At 71.2% G+C, this 15,531-nt stretch carries 17 protein-coding genes; 9 read left to right on the forward strand and 8 right to left on the reverse strand.

Annotated elements, in window-relative coordinates:
* Window positions 1-32: 32 nt before the first annotated feature.
* Window positions 33-1,133 carry a family 2 encapsulin nanocompartment cargo protein polyprenyl transferase gene (locus tag ACFQZ6_RS24070; RefSeq protein ID WP_381612352.1) on the forward strand — a complete coding sequence of 367 codons (1,101 nt, stop codon included), beginning with the start codon at window positions 33-35 and terminating at the stop codon, window positions 1,131-1,133.
* A 220-nt stretch (window positions 1,134-1,353) separates the two neighbouring features.
* Window positions 1,354-1,950: a GNAT family N-acetyltransferase gene (locus ACFQZ6_RS24075; protein WP_381612354.1), complete on the forward strand. Its 597-nt coding sequence runs from the start codon at window positions 1,354-1,356 to the stop codon at window positions 1,948-1,950.
* Window positions 1,951-1,952: 2 nt separating this feature from the next.
* Here the strand turns inward: ACFQZ6_RS24075 and ACFQZ6_RS24080 are convergent, their stop codons facing one another.
* Entirely contained in the window at window positions 1,953-2,555 is a 603-nt protein-coding gene (locus tag ACFQZ6_RS24080) for a TetR/AcrR family transcriptional regulator (protein WP_381612356.1), read from the reverse strand.
* Window positions 2,556-2,685: 130 nt separating this feature from the next.
* On the opposite strand from ACFQZ6_RS24080, the gene ACFQZ6_RS24085 reads away from it, so the two are divergent.
* The gene (locus ACFQZ6_RS24085) at window positions 2,686-3,273 is read left to right on the forward strand and encodes a dihydrofolate reductase family protein (RefSeq protein ID WP_381612358.1); all 588 of its coding nucleotides are present in this window, start codon (window positions 2,686-2,688) and stop codon (window positions 3,271-3,273) included.
* Window positions 3,274-4,175: 902 nt separating this feature from the next.
* Here the strand turns inward: ACFQZ6_RS24085 and sodN are convergent.
* Window positions 4,176-4,571 carry a superoxide dismutase, Ni gene (gene sodN / locus ACFQZ6_RS24095; RefSeq protein WP_381612359.1) on the reverse strand — a complete coding sequence of 132 codons (396 nt, stop codon included), beginning with the start codon at window positions 4,569-4,571 and terminating at the stop codon, window positions 4,176-4,178.
* A 144-nt stretch (window positions 4,572-4,715) separates the two neighbouring features.
* Between sodN and sodX the strand changes: the two genes are divergently transcribed.
* Entirely contained in the window at window positions 4,716-5,150 is a 435-nt protein-coding gene (gene sodX / locus ACFQZ6_RS24100; protein WP_381612361.1) for a nickel-type superoxide dismutase maturation protease, read from the forward strand.
* On the opposite strand, the gene ACFQZ6_RS24105 is transcribed toward sodX, so the two are convergent.
* The gene (locus ACFQZ6_RS24105) at window positions 5,054-5,683 is read right to left on the reverse strand and encodes a CGNR zinc finger domain-containing protein (protein WP_381612363.1); all 630 of its coding nucleotides are present in this window, start codon (window positions 5,681-5,683) and stop codon (window positions 5,054-5,056) included. The genes sodX and ACFQZ6_RS24105 overlap by 97 nt on opposite strands.
* A gap of 131 nt (window positions 5,684-5,814) precedes the next feature.
* On the opposite strand from ACFQZ6_RS24105, the gene ACFQZ6_RS24110 reads away from it, so the two are divergent.
* Window positions 5,815-6,597: a class I SAM-dependent methyltransferase gene (locus tag ACFQZ6_RS24110; RefSeq protein WP_381612365.1), complete on the forward strand. Its 783-nt coding sequence runs from the start codon at window positions 5,815-5,817 to the stop codon at window positions 6,595-6,597.
* Window positions 6,598-6,690: 93 nt separating this feature from the next.
* Here ACFQZ6_RS24110 and ACFQZ6_RS24115 read toward each other — a convergent pair whose 3' ends face one another.
* Genes ACFQZ6_RS24115 through ACFQZ6_RS24125 form a run of 3 tightly spaced genes read right to left on the reverse strand, consistent with a single transcriptional unit; the run spans window position 6,691 to window position 9,441 of the window.
* Window positions 6,691-7,443, reverse strand: coding sequence for an amino acid ABC transporter ATP-binding protein (locus tag ACFQZ6_RS24115; protein ID WP_381618607.1), 753 nt, complete (start codon window positions 7,441-7,443; stop codon window positions 6,691-6,693).
* Window positions 7,444-7,472: 29 nt separating this feature from the next.
* On the reverse strand, window positions 7,473-8,426 hold the full coding sequence (locus tag ACFQZ6_RS24120) for an amino acid ABC transporter permease (RefSeq protein WP_381612367.1): 954 nt from the start codon (window positions 8,424-8,426) through the stop codon (window positions 7,473-7,475).
* A 43-nt stretch (window positions 8,427-8,469) separates the two neighbouring features.
* Window positions 8,470-9,441: an ABC transporter substrate-binding protein gene (locus tag ACFQZ6_RS24125; protein WP_381612369.1), complete on the reverse strand. Its 972-nt coding sequence runs from the start codon at window positions 9,439-9,441 to the stop codon at window positions 8,470-8,472.
* A 571-nt stretch (window positions 9,442-10,012) separates the two neighbouring features.
* On the opposite strand from ACFQZ6_RS24125, the gene ACFQZ6_RS24130 reads away from it, so the two are divergent.
* The 4 genes from ACFQZ6_RS24130 (at window position 10,013) to ACFQZ6_RS24145 (ending at window position 13,423) form a co-directional block, all read left to right on the forward strand.
* The gene (locus ACFQZ6_RS24130; protein ID WP_381612371.1) at window positions 10,013-11,242 is read left to right on the forward strand and encodes an NAD(P)-dependent malic enzyme; all 1,230 of its coding nucleotides are present in this window, start codon (window positions 10,013-10,015) and stop codon (window positions 11,240-11,242) included.
* Between the two features lie 290 nt (window positions 11,243-11,532).
* On the forward strand, window positions 11,533-12,498 hold the full coding sequence (locus tag ACFQZ6_RS24135) for a zinc-binding dehydrogenase (RefSeq protein WP_381612373.1): 966 nt from the start codon (window positions 11,533-11,535) through the stop codon (window positions 12,496-12,498).
* A 113-nt stretch (window positions 12,499-12,611) separates the two neighbouring features.
* Complete coding sequence (locus ACFQZ6_RS24140; protein ID WP_003997975.1) at window positions 12,612-12,821, forward strand: helix-turn-helix domain-containing protein; 210 nt, start codon at window positions 12,612-12,614, stop codon at window positions 12,819-12,821.
* Complete coding sequence (locus ACFQZ6_RS24145; protein WP_381618610.1) at window positions 12,821-13,423, forward strand: Clp protease N-terminal domain-containing protein; 603 nt, start codon at window positions 12,821-12,823, stop codon at window positions 13,421-13,423. Before ACFQZ6_RS24140 ends, ACFQZ6_RS24145 begins: the two co-directional genes overlap by 1 nt.
* A 36-nt stretch (window positions 13,424-13,459) precedes the next feature.
* Here ACFQZ6_RS24145 and ACFQZ6_RS24150 read toward each other — a convergent pair whose 3' ends face one another.
* Entirely contained in the window at window positions 13,460-14,524 is a 1,065-nt protein-coding gene (locus tag ACFQZ6_RS24150; protein ID WP_381612375.1) for a PadR family transcriptional regulator, read from the reverse strand.
* A gap of 1 nt (window position 14,525) precedes the next feature.
* On the reverse strand, window positions 14,526-15,467 hold the full coding sequence (locus tag ACFQZ6_RS24155; protein WP_381612377.1) for a DUF4097 family beta strand repeat-containing protein: 942 nt from the start codon (window positions 15,465-15,467) through the stop codon (window positions 14,526-14,528).
* Between the last annotated feature and the right edge of the window lie 64 nt (window positions 15,468-15,531).

Genomic DNA, 15,531 nt, shown 5'->3' on the forward strand with positions numbered 1-15,531 from the left:
GTTCCCGCCCCAGCGGCGGGCGGGAACACGCGGTGGGGCGCGCCGACGCCCCTGAAAGGTGGCCCTCCATCCCCATCCCCACCGAGAGCACGGACGGCGCCTCCCCGGCCGACGCGCAGGAGGCGGCGGCGATCCTGGCGGAGACCAGGGCGGTCGTCGACCCCGAGCTGCGCACGGCCGTCGGGTCGCTGCCCGCCCCCCTTCGCCGCATCGCCCGCTACCACTTCGGCTGGGAGCAGGCGGACGGCACCCCGGCGGCGGACAACCCGGGCAAGGCGGTCCGGCCCGCCCTGGTGCTGACCGCCGCCGCCACCCTCGGCGGACCCGAGGCCCGCACGGCGGCCGTGCCCGCCGCCGCGGCGGTGGAGCTGATCCACAACTTCACCCTGCTGCACGACGACGTGATGGACCGCGACACCACCCGAAGACACCGGCCCACCGTGTGGACGGTGTTCGGCGTCCCGGATGCCATCCTCGCCGGGGACGCCCTCCAGGCGGTGGCCCAGCGGCTGCTCGCCGAGGACCCGCACCCGGCGGCCACGGAGGCCGCCGCCCGGCTCGCGTCCTGTGTCGTGGAGCTGTGCGCCGGTCAGCAGGCCGACACCGCGCTGGAAGGGTGCCCGCCCGCCGAGGTCACCCTCGACGAGGTGCTCGCGATGGCCGAGGCCAAGACGGGGGCGCTCCTCGGGTGCGCCTGCGCGATCGGCGCGCTCTACGCGGGCGCGTCCCCGCGGGAGGTGGCGGCGCTGGACGCGTTCGGGCGGGAGTCCGGGCTCGCCTTCCAGCTCATCGACGACGTGATCGGCCTGTGGGGCGACCCGGGCCGCACGGGCAAGGCGGCCGGGGCGGACCTCGCGGCCCGCAAGAAGACCCTGCCGGTCGTCGCCGCCCTCGCCTCCGGCACCCCGGCGGCCGAGGAACTCGCCGAGCTGTACGAGGCGCCGTACGACAAGGGTGACCTGGAGCGCACGGTGCTGGCCGTGGAGCGGGCGGGCGGTCGTGACTGGGCGCAGGTCCAGGCGGCCGACCGGATGGCGCGGGCGGTGCAGGAGCTGTCCCGCGCGGTCCCGTCCCCGGAGTCGGCGGGCGGTCTGCTGGCCCTCGCGGAGTACGTGACCCGGCGTACGAGCTGAGTCCCCGGCGTACGAGCCGAGTCCCCGGCGTACGAGCCGAGTCCCCCGCAGACCGGCTGAGTCCTCGGCGAGTCAGCCGAGTCCGGTGCCCCGGTCGCGCGGTCCCTGACCCCGTGCGGCCGGGGCCCACCCCTTCGCCGTACGGAGTTCCGCACCCGTTAGGCTCAACTCCCGTCAATACGTGGTTGGTTGGCGTGGACGGCGAAAAGGCGGCGGAACCATGGGTGTGGCGATACGCACGGCGGTGCCGGACGACCGGGAGCTGATCGTCCGGTTGCTGGACGCGGCCTTCCAGGACGACCCGGTCAGCGGCTGGGTCTTCCCCGGCGCGGAGTACCGCCGTACGCACCACCACAAGCTGATGGCCGCGTTCACCGACATCGTGCTGGCGGACGGCCGGATCGACCTCGCGGACGACGGCGCGGCCTGCGCCCTCTGGCTCCCGACCCCCGCCGAGCCGCACGCGGAGGACGACGACGGCCCCGCCCAGCTCCGCGCCGCCATCGACCCCGACAACGAACGCGTCGAGCTGATCGCCAAGCTGACGGCCGACATCCACCCCGCCGGCCGCGCCCACGAGTACCTGTGGATGATCGGCGTCTCCCCGCACCGCCAGGGCCAGGGCCTGGGCACCGCGCTCATCGCCTCGGTCCTGGAGCGCTGCGACCGCGAGGGCCTGCCCGCCTACCTGGAGGCCAGCAGCGAGCGCAGCCGCGCCCTGTACGAGCGGCTCGGCTTCGCCCAGCACGGTGCCGCCCTGCGGTTGCCCGACGGCCCGCTGATGTGGCCGATGTGGCGCGAGCCCCGGCGGCCCTGAACTCAGGGCCGCCGCTCCTCCTCCGGCACCACCGCCGCCACGATCCGCTCCACCAGCCCCTCGGGCACGCTCGCCCCGGGCAGTACGCCGTGCAGCACCCCCGGCAGCGTCAGGTGCTCCACGATCAGCCCGAGCATGGCGAGGTAGAGCACCGCGACGGTGGTGTCGTCCCCGGGCAGCCCGGCGTCCCGGTGGAACTCCATGCCGTACTCCAGTTGCCCGCGCACCGACGCGGTGTAGGAGGCGCGCAGTTCGGGCCGCCGGGTGGCCTCCAGCCGTAGCTCCAGCAGGGCCAGGTGGCCGGTGCGGTCCCGGACGGCGCGGGCCATCAGATCGTGCATCAGGGCCGTGACCAGCGACCGGTCCCTCGGCAGGCTCATCAGCCCGGCGAGCGCCTCCGGGTCGGGGGCGAGCCGCAGGTGCACCCGGGCGTCGATCTGCCGCAGCAGGTCGTCGCGGGAGGCGAAGTAGTTCGAGGCGGTGCCCACCGGCACCCCCGCCGCGGTGTCGACCGCGCGGAAGGTCAGCCCGCGGGCCCCGTCCCGCGCGAGCACCTCGATCCCCGCGTCCACGAGCGCCGCCCGGCGCTCAGGATTCCCCGCCATGACGAAACCCTCTCTTCCAAACCTCTTGCCACCACTACACCCGAAGTACTACAACTGAAGCACTACACGCGCAGTGCTACTACAACCGAAGTGGTCGCGGAACGACCGCAGCCTACGGAAAGAGACCAGCTTGCGAAAGCTCACCTACCTCGTCGCCTGCTCGCTCGACGGCTACATCGGCGACCCCGCGGGCGACGCCACGTCGATGCTCACCTACCTGGACGAGGAGTACCTCGGCCACCTCGCCACCGAGCACGCCGACACCCTGCCGACCCAGGCACGCCGCGGACTCGGCGTCGACGACGCACCGAACACCCGCTTCGACACGATCATCCAGGGCCGCGCCAGCTACGACCTGGCCCTCAAGGACGGCATCACCAGCCCCTACGCCCACCTGCGTCAGTACGTCGCCTCGCGCACCCTCACCGAGTCCCCGGACCCGGACGTCGAGATCATCGCCGAGGACCTGGTGGGCCGGGTGCGCGCCCTGAAGGCCGAGGACAGCGCCCTGGACATCTACCTCTGCGGCGGCTCCGGGATCGCCGGTGCGCTGCTGGACGAGGTCGACGAACTCGTCATCAAGAGCTATCCGCAGGTGTACGGCTCCGGGATGCCGATGTTCGGCGGCGCCGCCTTCGCCGTCACCGACTTCCGCCTGACCTCGGTGCGCGCCTTCGGCAACGGCGTGGTGATCCGCGCGTACGACCGGAAGCGCTGAGCCCCGGCCCGCCCTACGCTGGGGTCATGGGCAGCGAACACGACGTCTGTCCCGTCTGCGGACAGCCCGTCGACACCGTGGTCAAGCGGCACAAGACACTGGGCGCCTGGGTCCCCACGTGGGTCGCGGGCCCGTGCCGGAACCCCGACTGCGCGGCGTACCCGGAACAGCACGCCGAGCCCGAAGGGGAGCATCCCCCTCCGCCGGAGGGGCCACAGCGGACCGAACCCCCCGCGGGAACCACGGGAAAACCCTGAGCTGAGCGCCGAGAACGATTGCGACTGACGTTCCGGAGAACCCGCGCGGGCGGCTGACCAGGGCACGGCGCGGCGGCTGCGGGACGACCTGCGCAGCCAACTGGCGCGCCACCAGTGGGGGAGGAAGGGGCGGCGGCGCTCCCCCCTGGGACGCCTGGACGGCATCACCGCCGGGCGCGGACCGCGCCGCGCGCGAGGATGCCCCTCTCCCTGCTCCTTCTCTGTCGGCGACCTTGGTCCACAGCCCGAAGGCAGGCCGAGACGAACTGTTCGCCTCGGTAGCCGGACTGAGGGTGAGTCACTGCCTGAACGCGGTCCGCGGCGCCCTCCTCCTGGGACGCGCGGAGAGGCGACCACATCTACCTGGCCACGGGATTCGGCAGCGTGGTGGCCCTGGACGCCAACAGCGGAGAACGGCTCTGGGCCCACCTTCCCAAGCACGAGGGATACTCGACCGACGCATGGCGCCCATCCCCTGTCATGGCCACCCGAGACCATCTCTACGCGGTCTCTCGCCAGGGCTTCGTCTATACGGTCAGCATGGCCCAGACCTCATGAGACACGACCGCACCCGGACCGTCACGGCCACCGTCGTCGACGGCGGCCAGCGGGCCGGGTGCGGTCGGGGAGCGGGGGAGGGCCGGGTCAGGCCTTCTTGGTCTCCCAGAAGATCTTGTCGATCTGGGCGATGTAGTCCAGCGCCTTCTGGCCCGTCGCCGGGTCGGTCGAGCCCTTGGCGGCCGAGAGGGCCTTCAGGGTGTCGTTGACCAACTGGTGCAGCTCGGGGTACTTCTCGAAGTGCGGGGGCTTGAAGTAGTCGCTCCAGAGCACCGAGACGTGGTGCTTGGCCAGCTCGGCGCGCTGCTCCTTGATGGTGGTGGCACGAGCCTGGAAGTGCGGGTCGTCGTTGCCGGCCATCTTCTCCTGGATGGCCTTCACCGACTCCGCCTCGATGCGGGCCTGGGCCGGGTCGTACACACCGCAGGGCAGGTCGCAGTGTGCGCTGACCTTGACCGTGGGGGCAAACAGGCGGGAAAGCATGAAGCATTCCTTCCTCGTGATCGTCTTCTCAGGTGGGACATTACTCCCTGGGGCACGGGATTTCGCGGGTGCCCCCTTGGGCTTAGGACAAAAGTCCGGGGTGAGACTGAGACTGGTGGAGGATCCGACCGGGGAGGTGCCGGGATGCCGGAGTTGTCGCAGGAGGGCGAGCGGGGCAGGGGCGTCCCGCCGTTCGGGCTGGCCGAGGTGACGGGGCCGTCGATGGTGCCGACGCTGTACCACGGGGACCGGTTGGTGCTGCGGCACCGGGCCCGGATCCGGCCGGGGGACGTCATCGTGCTGCGGCATCCGTTCCAGCAGGATCTGCTCGTCGTCAAGCGGGTCGCCGAGCGGCGGGAGAGCGGGTGGTGGGTGCTGGCCGACAACCCGTACGCCGGAGGGGACAGCACGGATTACGGCGCCGTCCCCGACGAGCTGGTGCTGGGGCGGGTGTGGCTGCGGTTCCGGCCGCTCAAGCCGGGTCAGCGCTCGCCGCTGGCCGTGCTGCGCTGGGCGCTGTCGGCCGCCAGGCCCGTCTTCTCCGAGCGGTCGGCCTCCAGGCGCTTGCGGGCCCGGTAGGCGGCCACGTTCGCCCGGGTGGCGCAACGGTCGGAGCAGTAGCGGCGCGAGCGGTTGGTGGAGGTGTCCAGGTAGGCGTTGCGGCACGGCGCCGCCTCGCACAGGCCGAGGCGGTCCACGCCGTACTCCGTGAGGTGGAACGCCAGGCCCATCGCCGCGATGGCCGCGTAGCCCGCGGTCGCGTTGGACGGGTGGTCCGCCAGGTGCATGTGCCACAGCGGGCGGCCGTCCTCGTCGCGGAAGTCGTGGCCCGAGATCTGCGGGCTGACCGGGAACTCCAGGAGGAGCGAGTTGAGCAGGTCCACGGCGAGGGTCTCGTCGCCCTCGTCCGCCGCCTCGAAGACCGCGCGCAGCCTGGCCCGTACCGCGCGGAACCGCGTGACGTCCGCGTCGGTGGCGCGGCGGGCCGCTGACTGGTTGCCGCCGAACAGGTCGCGCACGGCCTCGACCGAGGTCAGCGCGTCCTTGCCGCGCGTGGGCTCCTCGCTGTTGACCAGACGTACGGCGTAGTCCGAGTAATAGGCCAGTTCCACTTGTGGTCCTTACGGGGGTGGTCTATGGTCGTGCGTACGGTTGAGTAATGGCTGATCGTGTTTCCAGGGTATTACGCGACGGGCCCCGGGTGCGGTGTCCCGGACGCGGTGACTCGGACAAGGGGGCGGCGATGACGGATCTGCGGACGGACGGGCCGGGTGCCACCGGGGGCACCGACTGGAACGCCTGGCAGGAGAGCTGGGACCGGCAGCAGGAGTGGTACCTGCCCGACCGTGAGGAGCGGTTCCGGGTCATGCTCGACATGGTGGAGGCGCTGGTCGGCACCGCGCCCCGCGTCCTCGACCTCGCCTGCGGGACCGGCAGCATCACCGCCCGCTTGCTCCGGCGGTTCCCGCACGCCACCAGCACCGGCGTCGACCTCGACCCCGCGCTGCTCACCATCGCCCGCGGCACCTTCGCCGACGACGACCGCGTCACCCTCGTCGAGGCCGACCTCACCGAGCCGGAGTGGACCGCGCGGCTGCCGCACGACGCGTACGACGCCGTGGTCACCGCCACCGCCCTGCACTGGCTGCGCCGCGAGCCGCTGACGGAGCTGTACGGGCGGCTCGCCGGGCTCGTCCGGCCCGGCGGGGTCTTCCTCAACGCCGACCACATGCCCGACGACACCACCCCGCGCGTCAACGCCGCCGAGTCCGCCCTGCGCGCCGCCCGCCGCGAGCGTGCCGTGCGCGACGGCGCCCTCGACTGGGACCAGTGGTGGGAGCTGGCCGCCGCGGACCCCGTCCTCGCCGGGCCCACCGCCCGACGGTTCGAGATCTACGGCTCCCACGCCGACGGCGAGATGCCGCCCGCCGCCTGGCACGCGCGCGTCCTGCGCGAGCAGGGGTTCGCGGAGGTGCGGCCGGTGTGGTGCTCGCCCGCGGACACCCTGCTGCTCGCCCTGAGGTGAGCCGGGTACGCATGGCGAAGGGGCGGTACGGGACATCCGTACCGCCCCTTCGTAGGTTCATACCAGCTCCAGGAGCTTCGACCCAGCTAGCAGCTAGAGGACCTTCGACAGGAACGACTTCGTGCGCTCGTGCTGCGGGTCCGTCAGGACATCGCGCGGGTGGCCGGACTCGACCACGACACCGCCGTCCATGAAGACCAGGCTGTCCCCCACCTCGCGGGCGAAGCCCATCTCGTGGGTGACGACGACCATCGTCATCCCGGACTCGGCGAGGTCGCGCATGACGTCGAGGACGTCACCGACCAGCTCCGGGTCGAGCGCCGAGGTCGGCTCGTCGAAGAGCATCAGCTTCGGGTCCATGGCCAGCGCCCGCGCGATGGCGACGCGCTGCTGCTGACCGCCGGAGAGCTGCGAGGGGTAGTTGCGGGCCTTGTCGCCGAGGCCGACGCGCTCCAGCAGCTCCATCGCCCGCTCCCGGGCCTGGTTGCGGCCGACGCCCTTGACCTGGACCGGGGCCTCCATGACGTTCTCGACGGCCGTCATGTGCGGGAACAGGTTGAAGCGCTGGAAGACCATGCCGATGTCCCGGCGCTTCAGCGCGACCTCGCTGTCCTTCAGCTCGTACAGCTTGTCGCCCTTCTGGCGGTAGCCGACCAGCTCGCCGTCGACGTACAGCCGTCCGGCGTTGATCTTCTCCAGGTGGTTGATGCACCTGAGGAAGGTCGACTTGCCTGAGCCCGAGGGGCCGATGAGGCAGAACACCTCGCCGGTCCTCACCTCCAGGTCGATGCCCTTGAGGACCTCGACCGGGCCGAAAGACTTGTGGACGCCCTCCGCCTTGACCATCGGCACGGTGGCCCGCTTGTTCGTCTCGGTCATGCCGCCGCTCCCTTCCGGCTCGACTGGGTCCGGTTCGACAGGGAGAGCACGTTCTTCCTGATCTTCTGCCAGGGGGTGGGCGGCAACTGGCGGGTGGAGCCGCGGGCGTAGTAGCGCTCCAGGTAGTACTGGCCGACGCTGAAGACCGACGTCAGGACGAGGTACCAGGCGGCGGCGAGGAACAGCATCTCCGCCGGGGCGCCGGAGGTCTGGCCGATGTCCTGGGCGACCCGGAACAGCTCGGAGTACTGGACGACCGACACCAGCGAGGTCGTCTTCAGCATGTTGATGACCTCGTTGCCCGTGGGCGGCACGATCACCCGCATCGCCTGGGGTACGACGATCCTGCTCAGGGTCTTGGAGTGGCTCATGCCCAGCGCGTGCGCCGCCTCGGTCTGGCCCTCGTCGACCGAGAGCAGACCGGCGCGGCAGATCTCCGCCATGTACGCGGCCTCGTTCAGACCGAGGCCGAGCAGCGCCGTCAGGAACGGGGTCATGAACTGCGACCACTCGTCCTTGTAGACCGGTCCGAGGTTGATGTACTCGAAGACCAGGCCCAGGTTGAACCAGACCACGAGCTGCACCAGCACCGGCGTACCGCGGAAGAACCAGATGTAGAACCAGGCGATCGCGCTGGTCACCGGGTTCTTCGAGAGCCGCATCACCGCGAGCAGGATGCCGCCCACCACGCCGATCAGCATGGCGAGGACCGTGATCAGCAGCGTCTTGCCGACGCCGCTGAGGACGCGGTCGTTGAAGAAGTAGTCCGGGATCGCGCCCCAGTTGATCCGGCCCTGGGAGAACGCGTAGATGACGGCGCCCAGCAGGGCGAGCACGACGACGGCGGACACGTAGCGCCCGTAGTGCCGGACCGGGATGGCCTTGATGGCCTCCGGTCCGGCCGGGGGAGTGTCGGCCGGACCCGTCGTCTTGTCGATGTCAACAGTCACGGGTGTTGCCTTTCAGTGGCCGCTGGCCGGGTGTGCCGAGCGATCACTTGCCGCCGTTGACGACGGCCTCGTCCACGGCGCCCTCGGTGACGCCCCACTTCTCCAGGACCTTGGTGTACTCGCCGCTGGCGATGATCGCGTCCATCGCGGCCTTGATGGCGTCGCGCAGCTCGGTGTCGTCCTTGGCGACCGCGATGCCGTACGGCGCGGCCTCGACCTGCTCGCCGACGAGCTGGAAGTCGTTGCCGCCGCCGGAGGTCTTCACGGCGTACGCGGCGACCGGGAAGTCCGAGGAACCGGCGTCGGCGCCGCCCGCGCGCAGGCGGGTCTGGGCCTGCTGGTCGTTGTCGAAGGACTCGATGGAGATCTTCTTGCCGCCGGTGCACTTCTTGGCCTCGTCCTTGGCGAGGTCCTCGGAGACCGTGCCGCGCTGCACCACGAGCTTCTTGCCGCACAGGTCGGACCAGGTCTTGATGCCCTGGTCGTCGCCCTTCTTGGTGTAGATCGAGACACCGGCGGTGAAGTAGTCGACGAAGTCGACGCCCTCACCGACCTTCTTGCCGGTCTCGGAGTCGATGCCCTCCTGGCGCTCCTTGGTGTCGGTCATCGCGGACATGGCGATGTCGTACCGGTTGGAGCGCAGACCGGTGAGCAGGGTGTCGAAGGTGCCGTTCTCGAACTCGAACTTCACGCCGAGCTGCTTGCCCAGCGCGTCGGCCAGGTCGGGGTCGATGCCGACGGTCTTGCCGGAGTCGTCCTTGAACTCGACCGGGGCGTAGGCGATGTCGGAGCCGACCTTGATGACGCCCTTGTCGCGGATGGCCTGCGGGAGCTTGTCGGCCAGCGGGGCCGCGCTCTGGCTCTGGCTCGCGGTCTCGTTGCCCTCGTCCGAGCCGCCGCCCTCGGTCTGGTCACCGCAGCCGGTGAGAAGCAGGGCGCCTGCGACCGCGATCGAGCCGACCGCTGCCAGCCGGGAGCGCTTGGCGGTCGTACGACGGGTGGTGCTTGCGGTCATGGTGGGTTCCTCCGGCGGATGGGTGGAGTTGCCGATGGTCTGGGTCTCGGTCGACGAGAACACACGCCTTCGAGTGTCGCGACCTTGTGTGATGACCGCATCTTGCCATTCGGACGGAACCATTCAGGTGACCGGCTATGTCAAAATCGGATAACGGGACACCCCCGAACCGCACTATCCGGTACATCACGACCGGACCATCTGCGGGCTTCCCCATCTCCCACCGGAAGATCTTCGGCATATCTCACGATATGGATGATCGATCATCGGCCTTTCATCCGGCTTGAGCGCTAGTCAAGGGTTTGTCCAGTCCTTGTCCTGATTTCGTGGGAAGAGTCATGCCACCGGCGTGTGACCTTCGCGTTATGGGCTCGTCCAAGCCGACGTGCGTCCGGTAAGAAGGTTCTTTACACCCCTCATCCGGGGCTCAGGGCGCGTGTGCGGCGCGCCCGTCGCGTAATACCCGTCAGGCCCCCGAACGTGCCGGAGGCCAGGGAGTACGCGGTGCCCGCCCACCCCTCACCAGGAGTGGCTCACCCTCAACCTATAAACATTTAAGGGGTAAAACGAAGTGGCAGCGGAGATCGTCAATCCTCGCAGCGACAGCGACGCCAGTACGGACCAGGACGGCGGGGCCGAGCCCCTCGATTCCTTCGACCCGGCGTTCGCTCTGCACCGCGGCGGCAAGATGGCCGTGCAGGCCACCGTGCCGGTCCGCGACAAGGACGACCTGTCCCTGGCGTACACGCCCGGCGTCGCGAAAGTGTGCACCGCGATCGCCGAGCAGCCGGAGCTGGTCCACGACTACACGTGGAAGTCATCCGTCGTCGCCGTCGTGACGGACGGTACGGCGGTGCTCGGCCTCGGGGACATCGGGCCCGAGGCGTCCCTCCCGGTGATGGAGGGCAAGGCCATCCTCTTCAAGCAGTTCGGCGGCGTGGACGCCGTCCCGATCGCGCTGAACTGCACCGACGTGGACGAGATCGTCGAGACGGTGGTGCGCCTCGCGCCCTCCTTCGGCGGTGTGAACCTGGAGGACATCTCGGCGCCGCGGTGCTTCGAGGTCGAGCGTCGGCTCCAGGAGGAGCTGGACATCCCGGTCTTCCACGACGACCAGCACGGCACCGCCGTGGTCACCCTCGCCGCGCTGCGCAACGCCGCCCGGCTCAGCGGCCGGGCCGTCGGTGACCTGCGCGCCGTCATCTCCGGCGCGGGCGCGGCCGGGGTCGCCATCGCGCGGATGCTCGTCGAGGCCGGGATCGGGGACGTGGCGGTCACCGACCGCAAGGGCGTCGTCTCCGCCGACCGCGACGACCTCACGCCGGTCAAGCGGGAACTCGCCGGGTTCACCAACAAGGCCGGGCTCTCCGGCTCCCTGGAGGACGCCCTCGCGGGTGCCGACGTGTTCATCGGCGTCTCCGGCGGTACGGTCCCGGAGGCGGCGGTCGCCTCCATGGCCGAGGGCGCGTTCGTGTTCGCCATGGCCAACCCGAACCCCGAGGTGCACCCCGACGTCGCGCACAAGTACGCGGCGGTGGTGGCCACCGGGCGGTCGGACTTCCCCAACCAGATCAACAACGTGCTGGCGTTCCCGGGCATCTTCGCGGGCGCGCTCCAGGTGCGGGCCTCCCGGATCACCGAGGGCATGAAGATCGCGGCGGCGGAGGCGTTGGCGGGGGTCGTCGGGGACGACCTCGCGGCTGACTACGTCATCCCCTCGCCCTTTGACGAGCGGGTCGCCCCGGCGGTTACGGCGGCGGTGGCGGCGGCGGCGCGAGCCGAGGGCGTTGCGCGGCGCTGAGAGCCCGTTGACGGCCCCGCCCTCCTTTGGGGGCGGGGCCGTCTTTCTGGGCGCTGGGCCGACTGGGTGGATCCGGTCGTACGGCGGGTAGCGGGTGCGGGTAGCGGGTGCGGGTAGCGGGTGCGGGTGGCGGGTGCGGGTGGCGGGTGCGGGTGGTGGGTGGCTTGTCGCGCGGTTCCCCGCGCCCCTGGGGATGCTGCCCGTACCGGCGTCGCGGCGTCATGCAAGAGGGTGTGTGTCACAGGCGGGAGCGGTTTCGCCGGGTGACTGCTGCGCCTAGGGTCGGGGGCATGTTCGCCGTCTACGCCGCCCGTATCGACCGTGACCAGCCGCTGAACGGACTTGAGTTGGGGGAGCGTCCGGCCCCCGAGGCCCGGCCCGGCTGGAGCACCGTCGACGTCCGTGCCGCCTCCCTCAACCACCACGACCTCTGGTCCCTGCGCGGCGTCGGTCTGCCCGAGGACCGGCTGCCGATGATCCTCGGCTGTGACGCCGCCGGGATCGACGAGGACGGCAACGAGGTCGTCCTGCACTCCGTCATCGGGCAGACCGGTCACGGCGTCGGCCCCAGGGAGCCGCGCTCGATCCTGACCGAGCGCTACCAGGGGACCTTCGCCGAGAAGGTCGCCGTACCCACGTGGAACGTGCTGCCGAAGCCGAAGGAACTGTCCTTCGAGGAGGCCGCCTGTCTGCCGACGGCCTGGCTGACGGCGTACCGGATGCTGTTCACCAACGCCGGGGTGCGGCCCGGGGACTCCGTGCTGGTGCAGGGCGCCGGGGGCGGGGTCGCCACGGCGGCCATCGTGCTCGGCAAGGCGGCGGGGCTGCGGGTCTTCGCCACCAGTCGGGACGAGGCCAAGCGCAAGCGGGCGCTGGAGCTGGGGGCCGTGGAGGCGGTGGAGTCGGGGGCGCGGCTGCCGCAGCGGGTGGACGCCGTGATCGAGACGGTGGGCGCGGCCACCTGGTCGCACTCCGTGAAGTCCCTGCGACCCGGCGGCACGCTCGTCATCTCCGGTGCCACCAGCGGCGACCGGCCCTCGCACGCCGAGCTGACCCGGATCTTCTTCCTGGAGCTGAAGGTCGTCGGTTCGACGATGGGCACCAAGGACGAGTTGGAGGACCTGCTGTCCTTCTGCGCCGCGACCGGCGTACGGCCCGTCATCGACGAGGTGCTGCCGATGGAACGGGCGCGCGACGGCTTCGAGCGGATGGCGGCGGGGGAGCAGTTCGGGAAGATCGTGCTGACGAACGCCTGAGTTCTTCTCCGCGCCTACAGCGGCCGGTCCTGGCTTCTTCGGACCGGCCGCTTTTCGCGCCTGCTGCGTCAACTTCGGTTGACGGGCGGCGTGCGTCAACGTAGGTTGACATCATGACCGAAGCAACGGATCTCGCCGAGCGCGCGGGTGACCGGGACCCCCGGGTCGGACTCCGTGCCGTCGCCGCGCTGCGGAGGCTGCTGGAGCAACTGGAAGCCGTGCAGGTGCGCAGTGCGCGCAATCAGGGCTGGTCGTGGCAGGAGATCGCCGCGGAGCTGGGCGTGAGCAGGCAGGCCGTGCACAAGAAGTACGGGAGGCGATGATGTTCGAACGGTTCACCAAGGACGCCCGTGCGGTGGTGAAGGGGGCGGTCGAGCACTGCGCACGGACGGGCGCACGGACCGTGGAGCCCGAGCACCTGCTGCTCGCCCTCCTGGACCGGGAGGCGAGCCGGGCGTCCTTCGCCCTGGCCTCCCTCGGGCTGTCCGAGCGCCGGGAGCGGGTGGCGCGGGCGCTGGCCGAGGCGCGGCGCCGGGCCGGGCTGTCGCAGGCCGACACCGAGGCGCTGGCCGGGCTGGGCATCGACGTGTCGGCGATCGTGTCCCGGGTGGAGGAGACGCACGGCGTCGGCGCGATGGCGGGCGACCCCGCGGCGGGCGACCCCGCGGCGGGTGAGCCCGTGGCCGGGGGGAAGGGCTGGCGGGGAGGGCACCGGCCCTTCAGCCGCGGGGCCAAGAAGGTGCTGGAGAACTCCCTGCGGATGGCGCTGGCCCACGGCGACCGCCATATCGGTGACGAGCACCTGCTCCTCGCCCTGACGGCCCTCCCGGGACTCGCGGCCGAGGTGCTCGCCGACCACGGGGTGACGTATGAGTCGGTGTCCCGGGTGCTGTACGGAGGGGGAGGGGAGGCGAAGGCGGGCTGAGCACTCACCCTCTGCCCTCCCCTTGTCTCCAAGGCGCTACGCCTTCGGCGTGCGCAGCAGCGCCCCGATGTGCGCCGCCGCCGTCGACAGATGGCGGCGGGCGTCACGGAGCTGGTCGGGGGTGACGCCGTGGTCCCGGGCCGCGTCGCGGATGTCGTCCCGGAAGCGGTCGAGCAGGCGGTCCAGATCGCGGGCCGGGTCGCCGGTGGAGGGGTCCTCGTGGGCCCAGGAGGGCTGGTAGTGGGCCGGGAAGTCCTCCGGGGTCTGGGAGAACTCCGGCTCCTGGTTGGCCTGGTTGGCCTGGTTGGCCTGGGCAGCACCGGCGCGGCCGAAGCCGAAGTCACGGCCCAGGTCCTTGCCGAACTCCTTGCCGAAGTCCAGGCCGAACTCGCCGAACTCCTTGGCCAGCTCCGTCAGGCCCTCCCGTACGCCCGTCGGCCAGTCGCCGCGCGCGAAGTGGTCCTGCACCTGCTCCTGGACCCGGCGGGCGATGCGCTGGATGCCCTCCTGGGCCAGGACGCGCGCCTGCTCCTGGGCCTCCTTCGCCTGACGGCGGGCCCGCTGGGCCTCCTCGCGGGCGCGGCGGCTCTCGTCCTTGGCGCGGCGGGCCTGCTCCTTCCACTCCTGCTTGGCGCGGCGCATCTCCTCCTTGGCGGTGCGCCACGCCTCCTTGTCGCCGAAGGCGTCCGTGGCGTCGTCGGTGGCGCCGGTGTGCCGGGCGGCGGTCGCGGCGGCGCGCATCTCACGGCGCAGGTCGCCCGCGGCACCCCGGACGTCGGCGCGGATCTCGGCGGCGAGTTCCGCGACGGACTCGCGGATCTCCAGCTCCAGGTCGGCCAGTTCACCGCTGCGGTCGGACAGCTCGGCGCGGCCCGCGTCCGTGATGGCGTAGACCTTGCGGCCGCCCTCCGTGGTGTGGGTGACCAGGCCCTCGGCCTCCAGCTTGGCGAGCCGGGGGTAGACCGTGCCCGCCGAGGGGGCGTACAGCCCCTGGAAGCGTTCCTCCAGGAGGCGGATCACCTCGTAGCCGTGGCGCGGGGCTTCGTCCAGCAGCTTCAGCAGATAGAGCCGCAGGCGGCCGTGCGCGAAGACGGGGGCCATGTCAGAGCACCTTCTTGTCGGTCGTACCGTCGGCCGGGTCGCTGGTCGAGGGGGTGCCCTCGCCCGCGGCGGCAGCGGAATTCTCCCCCGGGTCGTGCCGTGGACCGTCCTCCGACTCCACGTCCCACACCCCCTCGTCCGACTGCGGGCGGCGCAGCAGGGCGATGGAACCGGAGACGGTGGTGGCCTTCAGCCTGCCGTTGCCCGCGCCCAGGCGGCCGGTGATGCGCTTGGCGCCCCACTGGCCGTTGACCCGGAGGTCCTCGAAGGCGTTGGAGACCGACCCGCTCGCCGTGTTCGCCTCCACCTTGGTGTCGGCCGGGTGGGGGAGGCGGATGGCGATCTCGCCGGAGACGTTGTTGAGGGTGATGTCGGTGGGGCGGCTGGTGGGGTCGAGGTCGATGATCATCGAGCCGCTCACCGAGTCGGCCCGCACTGAGGAGCCCGCCTCGACGACGGTCAGGTCCCCGGAGACGGAGTTGAACCGCAGGTCCCCGGTGAGCGCCTGGGCCTCCAGGCTCCCGGACACCGTGTCCGCCCGCACCGGTCCGGCGAGGCCGACCAGGGTGGTGTCGCCGGAGACGCCCTTCACGTCCGCCCGGCCCTCGATCCCGGAGACGACCGCGGCGGCGCCGACCACGCCCACCTCGACGCGGGTGCGCGCCGGGACGGCGAGCGAGACGACGGCACTGCGCCGCCAGCCCTTGCGGTCGAGCCATTTGAGGAAGCCCTTCCAGGGCAGGTCCTCGTACGCCACCGTCAGGACGCCGTCCCGCTGGGTGACCAGCAGGGGCGGGCCGTCGATCTCGGAGACCTCCAGACGGGGGGAACCTTCTTCCGTGCCCACCACGTTCACCGTTCCGTTGACGATGCGTACGTGGAGCTCGCTCACGGGTGCGTCGAAGGTGAGCTTGCTGGGCTCGCTGACGGACCACTCGGACATGGTGAAGACCTCCGACCTCCACGGGCGACGCAACGCGCCATATCGCGTCTCGTGTCATTCACGA

Origin of the sequence: Streptomyces flavalbus, from assembly GCF_042674625.1 — a bacterium.
Classification (GTDB): Bacteria; Actinomycetota; Actinomycetes; order Streptomycetales; family Streptomycetaceae; genus Streptomyces; species Streptomyces flavalbus.